Source organism: Brevundimonas sp. FV1ye4L (assembly GCF_058681255.1).
In genome coordinates this window covers 2,525,995-2,546,218 of sequence record NZ_CM178734.1, presented here as the reverse complement: position 1 = coordinate 2,546,218, position 20,224 = coordinate 2,525,995, and the positions used below count along the sequence as shown (strand labels likewise).

The 20,224-nt window shown below is 68.9% G+C and carries 15 protein-coding genes; 6 read left to right on the top strand and 9 right to left on the bottom strand.

Annotated elements, in window-relative coordinates; translation table 11 throughout:
• The first annotated feature begins 207 nt into the window (after nt 1-207).
• Together ACW17X_RS12280 and ACW17X_RS12275 are read left to right on the top strand one after the other, a co-directional pair.
• On the top strand, nt 208-864 hold the full coding sequence (locus ACW17X_RS12280) for a glutathione S-transferase family protein (RefSeq protein ID WP_492097750.1): 657 nt from the start codon (nt 208-210) through the stop codon (nt 862-864).
• A 701-nt stretch (nt 865-1,565) separates the two neighbouring features.
• Entirely contained in the window at nt 1,566-3,965 is a 2,400-nt protein-coding gene (locus ACW17X_RS12275; RefSeq protein ID WP_492097748.1) for a TonB-dependent receptor plug domain-containing protein, read from the top strand.
• A 6-nt stretch (nt 3,966-3,971) separates the two neighbouring features.
• On the opposite strand, the gene ACW17X_RS12270 is transcribed toward ACW17X_RS12275, so the two are convergent.
• Nucleotides 3,972-6,092 carry a hybrid sensor histidine kinase/response regulator gene (locus tag ACW17X_RS12270; RefSeq protein ID WP_492097746.1) on the bottom strand — a complete coding sequence of 707 codons (2,121 nt, stop codon included), beginning with the start codon at nt 6,090-6,092 and terminating at the stop codon, nt 3,972-3,974.
• Nucleotides 6,093-6,267: 175 nt separating this feature from the next.
• Between ACW17X_RS12270 and ACW17X_RS12265 the strand changes: the two genes are divergently transcribed.
• The 4 genes from ACW17X_RS12265 (at nt 6,268) to ACW17X_RS12250 (ending at nt 8,950) form a co-directional block, all read left to right on the top strand.
• Entirely contained in the window at nt 6,268-6,684 is a 417-nt protein-coding gene (locus ACW17X_RS12265) for a translation initiation factor IF-2 (RefSeq protein WP_492097744.1), read from the top strand.
• A gap of 78 nt (nt 6,685-6,762) precedes the next feature.
• Nucleotides 6,763-7,359, top strand: coding sequence for a hypothetical protein (locus ACW17X_RS12260; protein WP_492097742.1), 597 nt, complete (start codon nt 6,763-6,765; stop codon nt 7,357-7,359).
• A gap of 263 nt (nt 7,360-7,622) precedes the next feature.
• Entirely contained in the window at nt 7,623-8,273 is a 651-nt protein-coding gene (locus ACW17X_RS12255) for a LysE family translocator (protein WP_492097740.1), read from the top strand.
• A gap of 98 nt (nt 8,274-8,371) precedes the next feature.
• Nucleotides 8,372-8,950 carry a CC0125/CC1285 family lipoprotein gene (locus ACW17X_RS12250; protein ID WP_492097738.1) on the top strand — a complete coding sequence of 193 codons (579 nt, stop codon included), beginning with the start codon at nt 8,372-8,374 and terminating at the stop codon, nt 8,948-8,950.
• A gap of 71 nt (nt 8,951-9,021) precedes the next feature.
• Here the strand turns inward: ACW17X_RS12250 and ACW17X_RS12245 are convergent, their stop codons facing one another.
• The 8 genes from ACW17X_RS12245 to ACW17X_RS12210 form a co-directional block, all read right to left on the bottom strand.
• Nucleotides 9,022-10,113 carry a serine hydrolase domain-containing protein gene (locus tag ACW17X_RS12245; RefSeq protein ID WP_492097736.1) on the bottom strand — a complete coding sequence of 364 codons (1,092 nt, stop codon included), beginning with the start codon at nt 10,111-10,113 and terminating at the stop codon, nt 9,022-9,024.
• A 74-nt stretch (nt 10,114-10,187) separates the two neighbouring features.
• On the bottom strand, nt 10,188-10,997 hold the full coding sequence (locus tag ACW17X_RS12240) for a helix-turn-helix domain-containing protein (RefSeq protein WP_492097734.1): 810 nt from the start codon (nt 10,995-10,997) through the stop codon (nt 10,188-10,190).
• A gap of 120 nt (nt 10,998-11,117) precedes the next feature.
• Complete coding sequence (gene infB / locus ACW17X_RS12235; protein ID WP_492097733.1) at nt 11,118-14,177, bottom strand: translation initiation factor IF-2; 3,060 nt, start codon at nt 14,175-14,177, stop codon at nt 11,118-11,120.
• Between the two features lie 105 nt (nt 14,178-14,282).
• Complete coding sequence (locus tag ACW17X_RS12230; RefSeq protein ID WP_492097731.1) at nt 14,283-14,957, bottom strand: RNA-binding protein; 675 nt, start codon at nt 14,955-14,957, stop codon at nt 14,283-14,285.
• 18 nt (nt 14,958-14,975) lie between these two features.
• Nucleotides 14,976-16,742 carry a transcription termination factor NusA gene (gene nusA, locus ACW17X_RS12225; protein ID WP_492097729.1) on the bottom strand — a complete coding sequence of 589 codons (1,767 nt, stop codon included), beginning with the start codon at nt 16,740-16,742 and terminating at the stop codon, nt 14,976-14,978.
• Entirely contained in the window at nt 16,742-17,353 is a 612-nt protein-coding gene (gene rimP / locus ACW17X_RS12220) for a ribosome maturation factor RimP (RefSeq protein WP_492097727.1), read from the bottom strand. Before rimP ends, nusA begins: the two co-directional genes overlap by 1 nt.
• A 151-nt stretch (nt 17,354-17,504) precedes the next feature.
• Nucleotides 17,505-18,008, bottom strand: coding sequence for a DUF1993 domain-containing protein (locus tag ACW17X_RS12215; RefSeq protein ID WP_492097725.1), 504 nt, complete (start codon nt 18,006-18,008; stop codon nt 17,505-17,507).
• An 82-nt stretch (nt 18,009-18,090) separates the two neighbouring features.
• Entirely contained in the window at nt 18,091-20,094 is a 2,004-nt protein-coding gene (locus tag ACW17X_RS12210; RefSeq protein ID WP_492097723.1) for a methyl-accepting chemotaxis protein, read from the bottom strand.
• Nucleotides 20,095-20,224 lie beyond the last annotated feature (130 nt).

Below are 20,224 nucleotides of genomic sequence, written 5' to 3'. Positions count from 1 at the left end.
CCAAGTCGGAAATCACCTATTTGGTGATCACAAATTGTCCTACCCGCTACATCTTGTGGTTTGGATTGAGGAAACTGGGGACGGGCCTGGGGATGGTCCGGAGAGATCAAGCTTGGCCGGTCAAACACCGGACCTTGATCGCAGACCCCGCTGGAGACAGCATCTGACGGACTGAGCGTTGAAGATCGAGATCAAGGGAACGCCGCGATGAGTTTCACCGTCTATGGCGCCGCCGGGTCCGGATCGGTTCCGGTCGAGGCGGCCCTGACCCTGCTGGGCCTGGATTACACTGTGGTCGAGGCGCCGACCTGGGAGGGGGAGGCCGAGCGGGACAAGGTGGCGCCGGTCAATCCGATGCGGCAGTTGCCGGTCCTGGTCACGCCCGATGGCGAGATCCTGACCGAGAGCGCCGCCATACTGATCTGGCTGGCGGACCGTCATCATCCCGCCAGCCGTGCCGGGGCGGGGTTGGCGCCCGGGCCGGACGACGCCCGGCGCGGACAGTTCCTGCGCTGGATGAGCTTCGTGCCGGCCGCCATCTATTCGATGTACTGGGTGCGGGACGTGCCCGAGCGGCTGGCGGGCGACGATGCGGAGGATCAGGCGCGCATCCTGCAACGTACCGAGGACCGGATCGCGGAGTGCTGGGGGATCATGGACCGCCAGATCGAACCGGGGCGGTTCCTGCTGGGCGAGAGCCTGACGGTGCTGGACCTCTATGTGGCCGTGGCCAGCCGGTGGACGCCGCGCCGCGCGCGTTTCTATGAGGTCGCGCCGAAGATGGCGGCGGTGGTGAAGCGGGTGGATGAACTGCCGGAACTCAGGGGGTTCTGGGCGGAGCGGTTTCCGTTTGAGACCGGCTGATCGAGGGTCGAGTCCGCGGCGAAGAGCCCCTCCACCACCGCGCAAAGAGGCGCGGCGGTCCCCCTCCCCGCGAAGCGGGGAGGAGACGGTGCGACGGAACGGCCTGTCTCCTCCCCACAAGGTGGGGAGGTGGCTCGGAGCGCAGCGGAGAGACGGAGGGGTTCTTGAACGCGCCCCTTCTTTGGCCATTACAGTCGCCCTCTCGCTCACCTCCCCGTCGGCGAAGGCCGGCGGGGAGGACAGGCGGGAGCGTCAGCGAACGCCAGGAGGGGGCGACTCGGTGTCTAAAGCTGGGTCGGTCACCCCCACCGGCGGAGTCGCCCCCGCCTGGTCGCAAGCGCGACCTGTCCTCCCCGCGCGCCTTCGCGCGCGGGGAGGTGATGCCGGTCTGTCCCTTTAGCAGGGCGTTACAGTCTGTAGATTTTCTGCGCCCTGTCCCCAGCAAACATGGCCCCTACCGCGCATTGACCCGCCGCATCTCCGCCCTGATATGGCCATGACCGCGAGGCGCTCCCCCTGACCGCGCGGTCGGAGACGACGATGTTCAAAGTCCTGACACAGGCCGGCCCTTATCGGCGCGGCGGACGATGTAGCGGCTGAAGCCGCCCAATCCGTCACATCCAACCCCATCGGCCGGACGTCGAAGACGCCGGTTCCGCGCGCCTACACGCGCCAAGAAACAATCATCAGGAAATCTCTCAATGCGCACCGCCCTGCGGACGGCCTCGCCCGTCCTTCTCGCCCCCGCTCTTCTCGCAACCGTCTCCGCCGTCGCCCTGCTGAGCGCGGCCCCCGCCTTCGCTCAAGACGCCGCCGCCCCCCAGGCCCCGGATGAGGCCGCGACCGTGGACGAGATCGTCGTCACCGGCACCCGCGTGGCCAATCGCTCGCGTCTCGACACCCTGGCGCCCGTTGATGTGGTCACGGCCCAGAGCCTGCAGAACCGGGGCACGACCGAGTTCGCGACGGCCCTGGCCCAGTCCGTGCCGTCCCTGACCTTCCCGCGCCCCTCGGCCAATGACGGCAGCGACTCGATCCGCCCGGCGACCCTGCGCGGCCTGTCGCCCGACCAGACCCTGGTCCTGGTCAACGGCACGCGCCGCCACGCCTCGGCCCTGGTCAACACCAACGGCGTCGTCGGCCGCGGCTCGGCCGCCGTGGATCTGAACGCCATTCCGACCGCGGCCCTGGACCGGGTCGAGGTGCTGCGCGACGGGGCCTCGGCCCAGTACGGCTCGGACGCCATCGCCGGGGTGGTGAACCTGCGGCTGAAGGAAGCCTCCAGCGGCGGCGGCGCCAGCGTCACCTATGGCCAGTATCTGACCACGGTTAAGACCGCGCGCGGCGAGCGCGACGAGGAGGACGGCGCCACGACCACCGCCTCGGCCTGGCAAGGGTTCGCCCTGGGCGACGACGGCTTCCTGACCCTGTCGGCGGAATATCTGAACCGCGAGTCGACCAACCGCTCCGACTATGATCCCCGCGCGGCCGCCAACGGCGCCGTCACCGCCCGGTTCGGCGATCCGGACGTCGAGCAGTGGACCGTCTTCGCCAACGCCGGCAAGGGTCTGGGCAATGGCTGGGAGGCCTATGGCTGGGCCGGTTATCAGGACCGCGACAGCTCCGGCGCCGCCTTCCCGCGCCTGTCGGACAACGTCAACAACGTCACAAGCGTCTATCCGAACGGCTTCCTGCCCAAGGTGGCGGTCAATTCGCAGGACGCATCCCTGGCCGGGGGCCTACGCGGCGTGATCGCCGGATGGGACGCCGACGTCAGCCTGGTCTATGGCCGCAATGCGCTCGATTTCCGCACCGAGGATTCGCTGAACTCGACCTATGGCGCCGCGTCGCTGACCCGTTTCGATTCCGGCAGCCTGATCTATGACCAGCTGGTGCTGGGCGCCGACTTCAGCCGCCAGTTCGAGGCCGGCCTGTCAGGCGGGCCGCTGAACCTGGCCTGGGGCCTGGAGCAACGCTGGGAGAATTATCAGATCGAGGCGGGCCAGCCGGAAAGCTACAACCGCGGGCCGCTGGGGTCGAACACGGCCCTGTCGGGCGGGGCCCAGGGCTTCCCCGGCTTCCAGCCGTCGAACGCAGTGGACGTGGATCGCGACAATTTCGCCGCCTATGCCGACATCGAACTGCCGATCACCGAGAAACTGACCCTGGCCGGGGCGGTGCGGTTCGAGGACTATTCCGACTTTGGCGACACCCAGACGGGCAAGCTGTCGGGCCGGTATGACTTCACGCCCAACTTCGCCCTGCGCGGCTCGGTCTCGACCGGCTTCCGCGCCCCGTCGCTGCAACAGTCCTATTTCACCTCGACCTCGTCGGTGATCCAGGACGGGGCGGTGGTGGAGACCGGCACCTTCCCGTCGGTCAGCGCGGTGGGGACGGCCCTGGGCGGACGGCCGCTGAAGCCCGAGACCTCGACCAACTATTCGCTGGGCGCCGTGGTGCGGCTGGGGGCCTTCGACCTGACGGTGGACGCCTACAAGATCGAGATCGAGGACCAGATCGTCCTGTCCGAGCTGATCCGCAATCCGACCCTGCTGACCCCGCTGGGGGTTCAGGCCGCGCGCTTCTTCCTGAACGGGGTCTCGACCACGACGGAGGGTGTGGACGTGGTGGGCCGCTATCGCCTGCCGACCGACAGCGCGGGCGACTTCGACTTCACCGTGGCCGCCAACTTCAACGACGTCTCGCTGGACACCGACCTGTCGACCACCCTGTTCGGCCGCCAACGCATCCTGACCATCGAAGAGGGCACGCCGGACGTGAAAGTCTCGGCCGGGGCCGACTGGCGGCTGCAGAAGTGGGGCGCGACCCTGCGGGCCACCTATTACGGCGACGTGCTGCAACCGGGGTCGGTCGCGGCCAACGACTATCGCACGGGTGAGAAGACGGTGATCGATCTGGAGGGCCGGTATCAGCTGACCGACCGGGTCGGGCTGGCGGTCGGGGCGGACAATGTCTTCGACGAATATCCGGACGCGACCCCGGCCTCGCTGAACTCGAACGGGGTGCTGGGCTATCCCTACAACTCGCCGTTCGGCTTCAACGGGCGGTTCGTCTATGCGCGGGTCAACCTGACCTGGTAGGCGGCCTTATGCAGCCTGGACGTCGTCGATCCGGTGTTCGGCGGCGTCCATGGCCTGATCCATGGCGGCGTAGAGCTTGGCCTGGGTGATGGGCTTGGCCAGATGGGCGTCCATGCCGGCGTTCAGGCAGCGGGCCACATCCTCGGGCATGGCCTCGGCGGTGACGGCCAGGACGGCGATCTCGGCCGCCGGCCCGTCCAGGGCGCGGATGGCGCGGGTGGCGGCGACCCCGTCCATCACCGGCATGCGCACATCCATCAGCACCAGGTCGAAGGCGCCGGCCCGCACCGCCTCGACCGCCTCGCGGCCGTCGCCGGCCTCGGCGGTCTCGCAGTCGGCGGCCTCCAGCATGATCCGCATCAGGTCGCGGTTGGAGGGATGGTCGTCGACGATCAGGACCCGCATGCGCCGGTCCTGAACCGGCAGGGCGTCGGGGGTCGCGGCGACCTCCACGGCGGGGGCGGGGATCTCGACGGTGAAGGTGGTGCCCATCGCCGGGGCGCTCTCGACCCAGACGGCGCCGCCCATACGGTCGATATGGGTCTTGGCCAGGGCCAGGCCGACGCCGGCGCCCTCATGGGCGCGGCGGGTCGAGGCGTCGCCCTGTTCGAACAGGCTGAAGACGCCGGCCAGGACGTCTTCGGTCATGCCGCAGCCGGTGTCGTGGATTTCGAACCGCAGCCGGTCGTCGCGCCGCTCGACCTGGATGCGCACCCCGCCCCGGCCGGTGAACTTGACGGCGTTGCTGCCCAGATGGTGCAGAATCTGACGCAGGCGCCGGCCGTCGGTCAGGGCAGGGCCGTCGGTGCCGGGCAGGTAGTCGATGACGAAGTCCAGACCGCGGATGGTCGCCCATTCGCGCGCCGGCCGCACCGCCTCGTCCACCAGGGCGTGCACGTCCACGGGTTTGGAGGCCACCTCACCACCGCCGCTCGACACCTCCAGCAGGTCCTCGATCAGCCGCAGCATGGCCTCGCCGCACTGGTGCACGGCCTCGACCTGACGCCGGCCCTCGGCGTCCAGTTCGGGATGGCGCGACAGCAGGTCGGCGTAGCCGGTGATCCCGGTCAGGGGGGTGCGCATCTCGTGGCTCATCATGGCCAGGAAGCGGGACTTGGCGGCGTCAGACTTCTCGGCGCGCTGAAGGGCGGCGAGCGCGGTCTCGGTCCGGTCGCGCAGACGGGCGAACAGGCGTCGGCGCTCCGTCGACAGGGTGGTGATCGGCAGGGCCGTCGCCACGACCGTCAGCAGGAAGAGGTGGAGCACATTCATCTGGCGCATTACCGCCGGAATGGAGGCGAGGGCCGGATCCTGGCTCAGCCGGGTCAGCCCCACGGGGCCGCTGCCGATCAGGGTCGCCCCCACGGCGATGACGGAGATGAGGCCGACCGCGCCGGCCGTCCACGGCGGGGACAGGCGGAAGGCCAGCAGGATCAGTGGCGGGAAGATGATGAACAGGATCGGCGCCGTCGTCTGGCCGAAGGCAAACAGGGCGGCGGCGCACATCAGCCCCATCAACACCCCCACCTCGACCCGCGAGGCCTGGGCGTCATGGTGGAACCGATGCCGACGCGCCACCAGCAGCAGGGCCGGGGTGACGATCATCATCGCCAGCAGCTCCATGTCGAACAGATGGTGCAGGCGGAAATTGATCACCTCCAGCGGCAGCCGCCCGGTGACCAGAAGAATGACGCCCGCCAGCGAGGTGGTCAGGGCCACGGCCGGGATGGCGGCGCCGACGGCGAAACGAAACAGGCGTTTGGGCCGTCTCATGTCCAGGGCCGCGCCGCACAGGCGCCGGGCCAGCAGGGCCGCAACCATCACCTGCAACAGGTTCAAGGCGACATTGGCGACCGCGAAGACCGTCGGATCGCCGCGGACGATATTGTTGGCCAGATTGAGCAGGACGGCGCCGATCAGGACGCCCCGGGCCTTGTCGCGGGGCAGTTGCAGCACGGCGGCCAGCAGGACGGCGTTGGCGGGCCACATGACGGTGACGTCCAGCGCCGCCATGCTCCACTGCCCCAGCGCCAGGGCGGTGACGAACAGCAGGACATAGAGCCAGGGCGGCGGCCCCGCCTCGCGACCGGCGTCATGCCGGAAAAATCGCCAGCGCCCCCGTCTCAAGATCTTCTGCTCCCGTCCATACCGCTCAATTGACGGAGATTGCGTAAGAATCCCGTTCTTTCAGAAATAGGTAGAATTCCGCATAGGCGGTTCGTCTTGCTCAACCCGCCCGACCGACCGTACGATGAGGCTACGGATTTGGCGGCGACCGGCCGCTCTTTTGGAGTGTCCGCCCATGCGTCTTCTGTCCTGCGCCGCCGCCGCCCTGATCCTGGCCGCCGCTCCCAGCTTCGCCGCCGCCCAGACCGCGCCCGCCGCCCCGTCGGCGCCGGCGCCGGGCCCCGATGAAGCCGCCTTCGAGGCGCGCGCCGAGGCCTTCGGCAAGACGATGGAGACGATGGCGACCGAGATGCAGGCTGCTGCGGCCCAGACGGACAAGGCCAAGGCCAAGACCGACCTTGACGCCCTGCAGGCGCGCTATCAGCCCCAGGTCGACGCCTTCTCCGCCGATGTTCAGGCCTTCGCCAGCGCCCAGGGGGCGCCGGCGGATCAGCTCGCAGCGGCGGAGACGCAGATCAAGGCGATCCCCGCCATGGTCCGCGCTCAGATCGAGGCCGCCGCCGCTGCGCCGGCGCCCGCCGCGCCGCAATAGGTCGCCTTACCGCGATTTCACTTGAGGCCGGGCGGCCTTGGGCGGAGTTTGATCGGGTCGTCAACGGGGAAGCCACCCATGATCCGCGCTCTCAGCCTGACCGCCGCCCTGGCGCTCCTGCCCCTGTCCTCCGCCCTGGCGCAGGACGGCAAAACATCGTCCGCCGCCGCCAGCCCCGAGTCCGCCGAGGCCCGGCTGGAATCCGCCGCCGACGCCTTCGAGAAGCGGATGGAAGCCTTTGGCAAACGGGCCGAGGCCATTTCCGAAGACGCGAGCCTGAGCGAGAGCGAGCGCGGCCAGCGGATCGCCGCCCTCTGGTCCGACTATGCCCCCGACGTCGCCGCCTTCACCGCCGAGGCCACCAAACACGCCTCGGAACTGGCCGCCGAAGCCCTGAAGGACATCGACGTCGACGCCCTGGTCGAACAGGCCCTGAACGACCCCGAGGTTCAGCAGGCGATGGAGGAAGGGCTCCAGCAAGGCATAGCCGCCGGAACCGGCATCGCCCGCAACAGCGCCTGGACCAATCCCGATCCCGAACAGCTCGAAACCTACGGCCTGATCGCCCAGTACGCCCTGGATCAGGCGAGCGACTCCCTCGAGTCCGAAGACGAGGCGCCGGAGGCCCCGGAGGCGCCCGAAGCGCCGGAAGCGCCCGAGACGCCGCGCGCCTGACGGTGCGCCCTAAATAACGAAAGAGGGGGCGTCACCTCTCCGCGCGCGAAGGCGCGGGGGGAGGACAGGTCGCGCTTGCGACCAGGCGGGGGCGACTCCGACAGTGGTGACGACCTCAAGAGCGTCTGACGCCTGGTCGCCCCCACCTGGCGCTCGCTGACGCTCCCGCCGGTCCTCCCCGTTCGCCTTCGCGAACGGGGAGGTGAGAGAAGAAGCAACGCCTCTCCTTGACCGCGCGCGCGATCACAGCGACACGACGCCGCATGGCCGCCCTCCCCGTCGATCCGCACCTCTATTCGACCTTCCTGGGGGTCATGGTGGTGATGGCCATCACCCCGGGTCCCGCCAATCTGTTCGCGGTCGCGACCGGGGTGGAGAAGGGCCGGGCCTCGGCTCTGGTCGGGGTGGTCGGCATGAATTGCGCCACCCTGGTCTGGTTCGCCGCCGCGGCCCTGGGCCTAGGCGCCCTGGTCAAGGCCTTTCCCGACGCCTTCCACCTGATCGCGATCCTCGGCGCCCTCTATGTCGCCTGGCTGGGGATCAAGGCCCTGCGCGGCGCCGTACAGAACACCGCCCCGACCGACCCCCAGCAGCCCGATCACGCCGTCGCGGTGCGCAAGGGCCGCAGCGCCTTCGTCGACGGGTTCGCGGTCCAGATCGCCAACCCCAAGGCCATATTGTTCTTCACCGCCGTCCTGCCGCCGTTTCTGGACGTCGACCGGCCCGTGGCGCCGCAGCTGGCCCTGTTCGCCCTGGCCGTGATCGGCATGGATATGATGTCGATGAGCGCCTACGCCCTGTCCGGAGCCGCCCTGTCGCAGCGCATGCAACAGCCCCGGTTCCGGCGCGGCTTCGGCCTGTTCGTCGGGATCCTTTTGCTGACGGCGGCCGTACTGATTGTATTAAGGCTCTAGACGCAGTCGAGCTTCCTCCTAGATTGACGGGGAACATGGCCGTTCATGCGCCGTTCAGCCGCCAGCGCGCCCGAATGGGCGATCAAGGAGTTGATTTCATGAAAGCCCTACCCAGAAACAGAACGACGCTCCGGGCCCTGGCCCTGACCGCCGTCGCGGGCCTGGCCCTGGCCGCCTGCGCCACCGCCACCCCCTATCAGCCCGCCGGCTTCAACGGCCAGCGCGGCGGCTATGCCGAACAGCGGGTCGAGTCGAACCGCTTCCGCGTCAGCTTCGCCGGCAATTCGGTGACCTCGCGCGAACAGGTCGAGATGGGCCTGCTGCTGCGCTCGGCCGAACTGACGGTCGAGAACGGCTTTGACTGGTTCGCCACCGTCAATCGCGCCACCGACCGCGACACCCGCTACGTCACGACCCCGGACCCCTTCTACAGCCGCTACAACAGCTTCTACGGCCCCTACTGGGGTCCGTCGTGGCGCTACTACCGCGGCGGTTTCTGGAGCCCGTGGGACAGCTGGGACAACGACTTCGACACCCGGCAGATCGACCGCTACGAGGCCAACGCCGAGATCATCATGGGCCGCGGTCCCAAGCCCGCCGGCGACCCCAACGCCTTCGACGCCCGCGAAGTGGTCCAGAACCTCTCCTCGCGCGTCACCCGCCCCCCGGTGCGCTGAGCGCCGTGTAAGCAAAAAGGAAAGGCCCGGAACTGCGGTTCCGGGCCTTTGTCGTTTCAGGGCGCGCCCGCCTATTTCATGGCCGCTAGGGCGTGGCCGGCGATTAGGGCGTCCGCCAGACCGTGCGGATTGCGGACATTGTAGTTCTCGGTCGTCACCACCACGACCGTGTCCAGGTCCGGAACGATCACCACCTTGTTGCCGCCGGTCCCGGCCATCGCCCAGGCCGGGTGGGCCACGCCGTTGACCTGATAGGTCGGCAGCCAGATCAGATAGCCGTAATCGCCCCGTTCGGGATCGACCGTGGAATGGGGGGCGGTCATGGCCTTCGTAAAGGCCTCCGGCAGGACTTGGCGCCCGTCCCAGCGGCCCTGGTTCAGCAACAGCTGGCCCAGGGTCAGCAGGTCGCGGCTGCGCAAGCCCAGGCCGCCGCCGCCCTGGGCCAGACCCAGGGGCGAGGTCTGCCACTGCTCGCCCTCGATCCCCAGCGGGCCGAACAGGGCGTCGCGCGCAAAGGCCTGAAGCGGTTCGCCCGTCGCCGACTGGACCACGGCGCCCAGGGAGGTCACGCCGGCGGTGCAATAGCTGAAGGCCCGGCCATAGGGCTGGTCCGCCGGTTTGGGGATCCAGGCGGGGAAGCCCCGGATCGGCAGGTCCAGGGCGAACTTCACCCAGTCCTCGATCAGATACATCCGCTCCTCGTTGCCGCGCGAGAAGGAGTTGTCGTCGTCGCATTCCAGCAGCGAACTCATGGTCAGCAGGTCCTCGACCGTGATCGCGGCCTTGCGCGGGTCGGGATTGTCGAACGGCCCATGGTCGGCGACGAACGGCAGGATCGGGGCGTCCACGCTGGCGATGTCGCCGCGCGCGACGGCGGCGCCGACCAGCATGGCGGTGACGGTCTTGGTCACGGACCGGGTGTTGCGCCGGCTCTCGCGGCCCGCTTCATCGAAATAGACCTCGTGCACCAGCCGGCCGTGGCGGGCGATCAGGACGCTGGTGATCTTCTGGAAGGTCCCGGCGCGGACGGCGGCGTCCATGGCCGCCAGCCCCTCGGCCGAGACCCCCTGGCTTTCAGGCGCGGCGACGGGCCAGGCCGGTTCGGCCGCGACGGGGGACGAGACGAGAGCGAGCCCGAGGGCCGCGACAAGCAGAGAACGCATGACAATCCTTGAGAGAGGCGAGACCCGACGTGTCGCAGACGGCGCGCGCCGGGTCTTGAACAGGTGAAACCGGCTCAGGCGAACAGGGCGCGATAGCGGCCGGGCGTCAGGCCGTAGATATGCCCGAACTCGCGGGTCAGATGGCTTTGATCGGCATAGCCGCCGAGCGCGGCCAGTTCGGCCAGATCCACGCCCCGGGCCAGTCGTCCGGCGGCGCGATCGGCCCGCGCCTGGCGAATGGCGGCCGCCGGCGAGCGGCCGAAATGGCGACGATAGCGGCGCGCCAGCGAGACGGCGTGGACGCCGACGATGCGGGCCACGGTCGCCACCTCCAGCCCCGGCTGGTCGGCCAGGTCGTGCAGAACCTCATGGGCCCGCAGCAGCCATTCGGGCGCCGGGTCCTCGTTCAGGTCGCCGGGGGTCAGCACCGCCGCCGCCAGATCCAGGGTCAGCCCCTCCATCGCCACGGCGTCGCCCGCCGCGAACCGGCCGGCCACCCCGATCAGACGTCGCGCCGCGCCTTCAGCCAGGGCTCCGCGCAACCGCATCGGGTCGCCGCGCCTGGCGCTCTTCGGCGGATCGAAGCTGATCGACAGGAAGCGGCCGCCGGCGTCGGTGAAACAGTCGCGGTGTTCCACGCCCGGCGGATTCCACACCAGGGCGCCGGGGCCGAAGGCGGCGCCCTTGGGCGTCAGGGGGTCATGCGCCAGGCTGCAATAGCCGTTGTCGAGCGCCAGGATGAAATGGGCGTCGTCATGGGCGTGAAACACGACGCTCTCGGGCGGACGGTCGGCGATCCACAGGCCGACGCGAAACCCACCGGCCTCGACCGTCCGCGAGGCGGCGCCGAAGAAGTCGCCGGACGACAGATGTGGTCTGGCCATGAACCGATCCCCACGCGGCGTCTCCCGCCACGCTTGGCATCATGCGCGGGACTGACGCAAAGAAAAAGGCCCGGAACCTGGGTTCCGGGCCTGTCTCTGTCGGCGCCTGCGTACCCCGGACTAGTCCAGGGTGCGCTTGATCTCTTCGACCGTGAAGCACTCGATGTAGTCGCCTTCCTTGATGTCCTGGAAGCCCTGGAACTGCATGCCGCATTCCTGGCCGGCCGTGACTTCGTTGACCTCGTCCTTGAAGCGTTTGAGCGTGTTGAGCGTGCCCAGTTCGAGCACGACCACGTCGTCGCGGACGATACGGACGCGGGCGCCCTTGCGGACCACGCCTTCCGACACCCGGCAACCGGCGATCTTGCCGATCTTGGAGATGTCGAACACCTGCAGCACGGCGGCGTTGCCCAGGAAGGTTTCCCGTTGCAGCGGCGCCAGCATGCCGGACAGCACGCCCTTAATATCGTCGAGCAGGTCGTAGATGATCGAATAGTAGCGGATCTCGACGCCCTCGCGCTCGGCCAGATCGCGCGCCTGTTTCGAGGCGCGGACGTTGAAGCCGAGGATCGGGGCCCCGGCCGACTTGGCCAGGTTGACGTCGCTCTCGGTGATGCCGCCGGCGCCGGAATAGACCGTGCGGGCGCGCACCTCGTCGGTGCTCATCTTGTCCAGCGAACCCATGATGGCTTCGGCGGAGCCCTGGACGTCGGCCTTGATGATGACCGGCAGTTCCGAGGCCTTCTTGGACCCCAGCTTGGCCATCATGTCGACCAGCGAGACCGAGCCGCCCGAGACCTGGGCCTTTTCGCGCTTCACCCGCTGACGGTATTCGGTCAGCTCGCGAGCGCGGGCTTCGGATTCCACCACGGCGAAAACGTCGCCCGGAGACGGGGCCTCGTCCAGACCCAGGATCTCGACCGGGACGGACGGACCGGCTTCGGTCAGCTGCTCGTTGCGTTCGTTCAGCAGGGCGCGAACCTTGCCCCACGATCCGCCGGCCACGACGATGTCGCCGCGCTTCAGCGTGCCGCGCTTGACCAGGACGGTGCCGACGGGGCCGCGGCCCTTGTCCAGCTTGGCCTCGATGACCACGCCCTCGGCCGAGCGATCGGCGTTGGCGCGCAGGTCCATGACCTCGGCCTGGACCAGGATGGCTTCCAGCAGGCCGTCGAGGTTCATCCGCTCCTTGGCCGAGACCTCGATGATCTGGGTCTCGCCGCCCAGGTTTTCGGCGATGACTTCGTGCTGCAGCAGCTCGTTGACGACCTTCTGAGACGTCGCCCCCGGCTTGTCCATCTTGTTGACCGCGACGATCAGGGGAGCCCCGGCCGCCTTGGCGTGCTGGATGGCCTCGATGGTCTGAGGCATGACGCCGTCGTCGGCGGCCACGACCAAGACCACGATGTCGGTCACATTGGCGCCGCGCGCCCGCATGGCCGAGAAGGCGGCGTGGCCCGGGGTGTCCAGGAAGGTGACCTTCTGGTCGTTGTCCAGGCGCACCTGATAGGCGCCGATATGCTGGGTGATGCCGCCGGCTTCGCCGCCGGCGACGTCGGTGGTGCGCAGGGCGTCCAGCAGCGAGGTCTTGCCGTGGTCGACGTGGCCCATGATGGCCACGACGGGGGCGCGGACTTCGGCCGCTTCGGCGTCGTCGGCGTCGCCCAGGAAGCCGAACTCGATGTCGGATTCAGAGACGCGCTTCACCGCCATGCCGAACTCCTCGGCCACCAGTTCGGCGGTGTCGGAATCGATCACGTCGTTGATCTTCATCATCAGGCCCTGTTTCATCAGGAACTTGATGATGTCGACGCCGCGCACGGCCATCCGGTTGGACAGCTCCTGCACGGTGATGACGTCAGGGATGACCACTTCGCGCGGACGGTTGGGCGCGTCGGTCGAGCCGCCTTTACGCTTTTCCTTCTCGCGTTCGCGGGCGCGGCGGACCGAGGCCAGCGAGCGCATGCGCTCGGCGGCGTCGCCGTCGCCGACCACGGACTGAATGGTCATGCGGCCTTCGCGGCGCTTCGGCTCGCCGCGCGTGCGGCTGACCGCCTTGCCGGCGTCGGAGAAGCGCTTCTCGCGATCGTCGTCGCGACCGACCGGACGGCCGAAGCCCGCGCCGGGCGCACGGGCCGGACGCAGAACATTGGCCTCGGCCGGGGGTGCGTTCGGGGTCGGACGGCCGCCAGGGCCGTTGCGCGGACCGCCGGGACGGGCGGCGCCCGGGGCCGGACGCGGGTTCAGGGCCGAGTAACGGACGGGTTCAGCAGGCTTGGCGCCTTGCGGACGGCCGGCGCCGCCGGGGCCCGGACGGGCGCCCTGGGGACGGTCGGCTTGCGGACGATCCGTCTGCGGACGATCCGTATAGGACCGTTCGCCGCCGCCCATGGCCTGTTCACGGGCCGAACGGCCGCCGAAGGCGGGACGCTCGGGCGCCGCGCGTTGCGGATTGCCCGGCTTGGGCACGCGCTGGCCAAAGTTGACGACCGGACGGGCCGGAGCCGCCGGACGGGCCGGAGCGGCGGGCGCCGCGGGCGTCGGGGCCGGCGTGGGGGCGGCCGGAGCCGGAGCCGGCGTCGGCGCGGCGGCGACGGGCGCGGCCGGCTTGGGCGCGGGCTTGGCCGGAGCGGCGGGCGCGGCGGCGGTCAGCTTGGCGGCCTCGGCGCGGGCGGCTTCGGCGGCGGCCTTGGCGGCGGCGGCCTCGTCGCGCGCAGCCTGGGCGGCGCGTTCGGTGGCGGCGGCCTGTTCGCGCGCAGCGGCTTCAGCCGCGGCCTTGGCGGCGGCGTCGGCTGCAGCCTTGGCGGCGTTGGCCTGGGTGGCCATGGCGATGGCGCGGCGACGCGCTTCCTGCTCTTCAGGCGACAGGGCGCCGCCGGCCGGTTGCGACGAACGCTGGCCCTGGGGCCGGTTCTGCGAAGCGGCCTGTTGCGGGCGCGCGACGTCGAAGCCCTGCGGGCGTTGCGGCCCGCCGGCGCCGGGTCGGCGCTTGGTCTCGACCACCACCGTCTTGGACCGCCCGTGGCTGAAGCTCTGCTTCACGGTTCCGGTCGGGACCGATCCCACAACGCGCGGCTTCAGGCTCAGCGGCGCGCGCGGCCCCGTCTGGGACGGCGTGCCGCCCGGAGTGCCCTGGCCCGAACCCTGGCCTTGGTTGGTCTTGTCGTTTTCGTCGCTCATACGGTCGCTTTAATAGGGCGGAAAATCCCGCCGTCGTCTCAATGCACATGAACGACCGTGAGCCCGTCTCCGCCCTTGGAGACAGGCCCTCGGCCGCCAAAATCCTTAGCTCGCCCCACCTTTATCAAGGTCAGTCGGGGTTGCTCCCGCCGATCCGCCTTCGACACCGGAAATCTCCCAGTGAGGAGGGCGAAGCGGCCGAAATCCAGCCAATCGTTCGACCTCCATGGTCCACCGATCGGCCCGTCCGCCCGCAAGCAGGACGGCGTGTATCGCATTTTCCAGCCCAAGGGCCAAACTCAAATCGTCCACAGTGAACGCGCCGCAGATTTTCGCGGTCTGATGGCGGGCCAGGGCGAGGATTTTGCCACGCCCGTCAGCCGAGCCGTCGGCGGCCTCGATCACCCAGGCGACCTTGCCGGCCCGCAGATTGGCGGCGGATTTTTCGAAGCCAGAGATAAGCACGCCTTCGCGCCGGGCAAGACCCAGCTGGTCGAGACAGCGCCGGAACAGCAGCCGTTCGACGACATCGGCCAGGTCGGCCGGGGCGGTCAGCTTGGTTTTGGCCGAGCGGGTGAAGCCGTTCTTCTTGACCGCCGTCTCGACCGAGGCGCGGCTGGCTTCGACCCACAGGCCGCGTCCGGGCAGTTTCCTGCCCAGGTCGGGAACCACCTGGCCATCGGGCCCGGCGACGAAACGGATCAGGCGAGATTCGTCCATGACCTCGTGAGAGACGAGGTCCCGGCGTTCCCGATCAATCGTTGCGTCGCGCAAGCTCATATGTGGCCAGGTCTCCCATCACGCGTTCGACGGTTCGGAGTCGTCCTCGGCGAGGACCTCCGTATCGTCGGAAGTTGCGTCTTCGGAACCGTCGGCGTCGGCTTCGGTTTCAGCCGGCGCGTCGCCGAACACCTGGTCCGGGTCGTATTCGCCGTCGGCGAAGTCTTCCTCGGCCTCTTCCGGCGCAGGCTGCGGCAGTTCCGAGGCGTCGATCCAGCCGGCGGCCACACGGGCCTGGAGGATCAGCATTTCGGCGTCTTCCTGGGCCAGGTTGAAGCTTTCCAGCACGCCGGGGACCTTCACCCGTTCGCCGTTCTTCACTTCATAGCCGCCGCGGATTTCGTCGGTGGCCAGGTCGGCCAGGTCCTCGACGGTCTTGACCCCGCCCTGACCCAGGGCGACGGCCATGGCCAGGGTCACGCCCGGCACCTGCAGCACGCCGTCCTCGACGCCCAGTTCGACGCGCTTGGCGTCCAGCTCGGCGGCCTTGCGGTCCAGGAAGTCGCGGGCGCGGGCCTGCAGCTCCTCAGCGGTCTCTTCGTCGAAGCCTTCGATTTCCGAGACCTCATACGGATCGACATAGGCCAGGTCTTCCACCGTGGCGAAGCCTTCGGTGACCAGCAGCTGGGCGATGACCTCGTCCACGTCCAGGGCTTCCTGGAACAGGCCGGTGCGCTCGCTGAACTCGCGCTGGCGACGCTCAGAGTCCTGGGACTCGGTGATGATGTCGATCTGCCAGCCGGTCAGCTGGCTGGCCAGGCGCACGTTCTGGCCGCGACGGCCGATGGCCAGCGACAGCTGTTCGTCGGGCACCACGACTTCCACGCGGCCGGCTTCTTCGTCGAGCACGACCTTGGAGACTTCGGCCGGGGCCAGGGCGTTGACGATGAAGGTCGGCTCGTCCGGGTTCCACTGGATGATGTCGATCTTCTCGCCCTGCAGTTCGGCGACGACCGCCTGAACGCGCGAGCCGCGCATGCCGACGCAGGCGCCGACGGGATCGATGGAGCTGTCGTTCGACAGGACGGCCATCTTGGCGCGCGAGCCCGAGTCACGGGCTGCGGCGCGGATCTCGATCACGCCGTCATAGACTTCCGGCACTTCCTGGGCGAACAGCTTGGCCATGAAGCCCGGATGGGCGCGCGACAGCATGACCTGCGGGCCCTTGGCCTCGGGCCGGACGTCGTAGATGTAGGTGCGGATCCGGTCGCCGATGTTGAACACTTCGCGCGGGATGGACTGGTCGCGGCGCATGACGCCCTCGCCCCGGCCCAGATCGACGATGGTGTTGCCGTATTCGACGCGCTTGACCGTGCCGTTGACGATCTCGCCGACGCGATCCTTGAACTCTTCGTACTGGTTGGCGCGCTCGGCCTCGCGGACCTTTCCGGTCACGACCTGGCGGGCCATCTGGGTCTGGACGCGGCCGAACTCGAACGGCGGCAGGGTCTCGACATATTCCTTGCCGACGACGGCTTCCGGATCGCGCTTGGAGGCGTCGGTCAGGCGCACCATGGCGCTGTCGTTGAACTCTTCCAACTCGTCTTCCGGCTGCCAGTCGTCCTCGACGATGGTGACGTGACGGGTCAGGGCCAGTTCGCCGGTCTTGTGGTCGATCTTGGCGCGGATGTCGTGATGGGCGCCGTAACGCGACTTGGCGCCCTTCTGGATCGCTTCTTCAATCGCCTCGATGACGACTTCGCGCTCGATGTTCTTTTCGCGGGCCACGGCCTCGGCGATCTGCAGCAGTTCGAGGCGGTTGGCGGAAATACCGGTGACGGCCATCAGGCGTTGTCCTCAGAAGGGGTCGTGGTGTCGGTTGTGTCTTCGGCGGCCCCGTCCTCGGGAGTGCCTTCGGGCAGGCCGTCGTCTTCAGGTTCGCCCCGCGCGGCGCGAATGGCGGCGCCCCGTTTCATCAGGGCGTCGGTCAGGACCAGTTTCGCATCGCTCAACCAGTCGAAGGGGATCAGGGCGGTCTCTTCCTCGCCGTCCAGGTCGACCAGGACATTGCCGTCCTCATAGCCGGCCAGCACGCCCTTGAACCGCTTGCGGCCCTCGATCATCCGGTCCGTCTCCAGCCGCGCCTCCTCGCCCTCGAACAGGTCGAAGTCGATGGGCCGGGTCAGGGGGCGGTCGATGCCGGGCGACGAGACCTCCAGCATATATTCGCCGGCGATGGGGTCGGCGGCGTCGAACACCTCCGACACGGCGCGGCTCAGCTTGGCGCACTGCTCGACCGAGATGTCGCGGTCGGACGGGCGTTCGGCCATGATCTGCAGACGCTGGCGTTTGGAGCCGGTCATCAGGCGGACGCGCACGACCTCGAGGCCCAGCGACTCCGCAATGGGGTCGATCAGCTCGAGCAGTTGGCGGTCCTGGGCGGTTCTTGCGCGCAAGCGGCGATTATCCAAAACAAAAGCGGCGGTCCGTCCGGGCCGCCGCTTGGAACGACGCCGTTGGACGCCGGTCTAACGATGTGGAGGGCCGTATAGGCGTTTCACATTCGCTTGTCAGCCCTCTTTGTTTCGGGGGCGGTGGGCGTCCGCCTCAGATCAGCGCCAGCCGCCCCAGATAATCCATCTTGCTCAGCGGCACGCCTTCCTTGCGCAGGATGGCGTAGGCGGTCGTGACGTGGAAATGGAAGTTCGGCAGGACGAAGCTGGTCAGATAGCCCAGGCCGTCGAAATTCATCTCACGGCTGGGCGTCTTCAGCGTCACCGGCCGGGTCTCGGCCCCGGCGAAGGCGGCGGGGTCCACGCTGTCGATGAAGGCGATGGTGCGGACGATCCGGTCCTTCAATTCGGCGAAACTCGTCTCCGTATCGGCCATGGCCGGGTTGTCGACGCCGGCCAGCCGCGCCACGGCGCCCTTGGCCGAGTCCGACGCCAGCTGAACCTGGGCAGGCAGAGGCCGCATGTCCTCGTGGAGCCGGGCCTGGATCAGGACGGCTTCGTCAAACCCCTCCGCCAAGGCCTTGTCCAGAAAACCGGACAGATTGGTCAGGCCGCGCACGAGGACAGGGGCGGCGACGTCGTAGATCGAGAGGGTCATTCCAGGGTTCCGGCCAGGGCTTTGGTGAGGAGGCCATAGCTGGGCGGTTGATCGCCGCCACGCCAGTCCCGCCACGCCGAATCTAGAATTCTTCCCAACCGTCGGCCGCGGGTCCGGGCTGAACGGCAGCCTGGGACACAGGCGCGACGCCGCCGCGACCGATGGTCTTCAGGGCGGCGGCCATATGGGCCGAGCGCGCGGGCGCCTTAGCCGCCGACCTGGACGCGACGCGGGCGGCTTCAGCCGAAGTCTCAGCGGAAGATTGGGGGGGAGCCTGGGGGGGAGCCTGGGGGGGAGCCTGGGCGGGGACCGCATCGCCGACCTTGAACTGGGCGACCGAGGCCTGAAGCGACTGGGCGTCCTGGGCCAGGGCATGGCTGGCGGCGGTCGATTGCTCGACCATGGCGGCGTTTTGCTGGGTGACCTGGTCCATCTGGCTGACGGCGGTATTGACCTGGGCCAGGCCCACGGCCTGGTCCTGGGCCGAGGCGGCGATGTCGGCGACCAGGCCGTCGATCTCGGCCACCCGGTCCACGATCCGTTGCAGGGCCTCGCCGGTCTGGCCGACCAGTTTGACGCCGGAATCGACCTGGGCCGTCGAGGTGGAGATCAGGGTCTTGATCTCCTTGGCCGCATCGGCCGAACGTTGCGCCAGGGCTCGCACTTCCGACGCCACCACGGCGAAGCCGCGACCGGCCTCGCCCGCGCGGGCCGCCTCGACCCCGGCGTTCAGGGCCAGCAGATTGGTCTGGAAGGCGATCTCGTCGATCACGCCGATAATCTGGCTGATCTCGTTGGACGAGCCCTCGATGGCCTGCATGGCCTCGACCGCATCCCGCACGATGACGCCCGAGGTCTCGGCGTCGCCCTTGGCCGCCTGGACCACGTCCGAGGCCTGGCGCGCGCCCGAGGCGGTCTTGTTGATGTTGACCGTAATCTCGTCCAGCGCCGCCGCCGTCTCTTCCAGCGACGCGGCCTGTTGTTCGGTGCGCCGCGCCAGATCGTCCGAGGCCTGGGTGATTTCCCCCGCGCCCGAACGAAGGCCGGCCACATTGCCCAGCACCACGCCGATGGCGTGTTGCAACTGGTCCATGGCCCGGTTGAAGTCGTCGCGCAGCTGGGCGTACTCCGGCGGCAGGTCGCAACGGATGCGATAGGTCAGCTCTCCGTCCGCCAGCTTGGACAGGCCCACGCCGAAGGACCGAACCACCAGCGCCTGCTGTTCCCGCTCGACCAGCTCGCCGGCGGCCTGGCGTTCCTGCTCCGCTGCGGCCCGCGCGTCGATCAGGTCGTTGTCAGCCTTGCGCTTGGCCTCCGCGGCGTCGCGGAAGACCACGAGGGCGGCGGCCATCTCGCCCAGTTCATCGCGGCGGCCCACGCCGGGGATTTCGATCTGCAGCTCGCCGGCGGCCAGGCGGCGCATCGTGCGCGTCATCGCATCCAGCGGCGCCGTCACCCCCGTCAGCACGAAACGGGTCGCCGAAATCAGGGTGAGGATCGCCATCAGGCTGATCACCCCCATGGCGATCAGCGACAGGCGGAAGGCGTGCTGGGCCGCCGCGGCCTCCTCACGCGCGACCCGGGCCTCCAGATCGACCAGGGCGCCGATCGCGGCGGTCAGGGGGTCGATGGCCGGGTAGAGCGTATTGTCGGCGAACTGGGCCAGGGCCGCCCTGTCGCCCGACGCCAGTATGGCCTCTAGCCGAGCCGTCGCCGCGTCGGCCGCCGGCAGACTGGCGTTGGCGGCGTCGATCAGGGCCTGCTCCTCCGGAGAGACGCGGTCTCGGGCGTTGAAATCCGCCCAGTTGGTCTGGATCAGGCTCTTGGCCTGTTTGACGCTGTCGATGGCCTGTTGCTGGGTAAAGGCGCCCGAGCGCGCCTTATGCACCGCGTCGACGATGTTCACCGCGTACATGTCGCTGACCACCTTCAGCGCCTGCATGGGGGCGACCCGGTCGACGATGATGGTCTGGATACGGCCGCCGGCCGCCGTGGCGGACAACCAGCTGACCCCCGCGATCAGGCACAGCGCCACGCCCATGGCGGCGAGGCCGGCCAGCAGACGGTTCCTGACAGTGATCTTCATCCGGCGGCCCCAATGATTAGGAACCTCAGGCGTCACGCCCCCGTCTGCACGATGCGCCCCTTCGCCCCGGCCAAAAGGCGTCGCTCAAAAGCGGGGCGAGGGGATTCCACGGCGCGAACAGGCGACGCCT

Coding starts and splice junctions, on each gene's coding strand:
- ACW17X_RS12280 (WP_492097750.1), top strand. CDS start 208: ATGAGTTTCACCGTCTATGGCGCCGCCGGGTCCGGATCGGTTCCGGTC.
- ACW17X_RS12275 (WP_492097748.1), top strand. CDS start 1,566: ATGCGCACCGCCCTGCGGACGGCCTCGCCCGTCCTTCTCGCCCCCGCT.
- ACW17X_RS12265 (WP_492097744.1), top strand. CDS start 6,268: ATGCGTCTTCTGTCCTGCGCCGCCGCCGCCCTGATCCTGGCCGCCGCT.
- ACW17X_RS12260 (WP_492097742.1), top strand. CDS start 6,763: ATGATCCGCGCTCTCAGCCTGACCGCCGCCCTGGCGCTCCTGCCCCTG.
- ACW17X_RS12255 (WP_492097740.1), top strand. CDS start 7,623: ATGGCCGCCCTCCCCGTCGATCCGCACCTCTATTCGACCTTCCTGGGG.
- ACW17X_RS12250 (WP_492097738.1), top strand. CDS start 8,372: ATGAAAGCCCTACCCAGAAACAGAACGACGCTCCGGGCCCTGGCCCTG.
- ACW17X_RS12245 (WP_492097736.1), bottom strand. CDS start 10,113: ATGCGTTCTCTGCTTGTCGCGGCCCTCGGGCTCGCTCTCGTCTCGTCC.
- ACW17X_RS12240 (WP_492097734.1), bottom strand. CDS start 10,997: ATGGCCAGACCACATCTGTCGTCCGGCGACTTCTTCGGCGCCGCCTCG.
- infB (WP_492097733.1), bottom strand. CDS start 14,177: ATGAGCGACGAAAACGACAAGACCAACCAAGGCCAGGGTTCGGGCCAG.
- ACW17X_RS12230 (WP_492097731.1), bottom strand. CDS start 14,957: ATGAGCTTGCGCGACGCAACGATTGATCGGGAACGCCGGGACCTCGTC.
- nusA (WP_492097729.1), bottom strand. CDS start 16,742: ATGGCCGTCACCGGTATTTCCGCCAACCGCCTCGAACTGCTGCAGATC.
- ACW17X_RS12215 (WP_492097725.1), bottom strand. CDS start 18,008: ATGACCCTCTCGATCTACGACGTCGCCGCCCCTGTCCTCGTGCGCGGC.
- ACW17X_RS12210 (WP_492097723.1), bottom strand. CDS start 20,094: ATGAAGATCACTGTCAGGAACCGTCTGCTGGCCGGCCTCGCCGCCATG.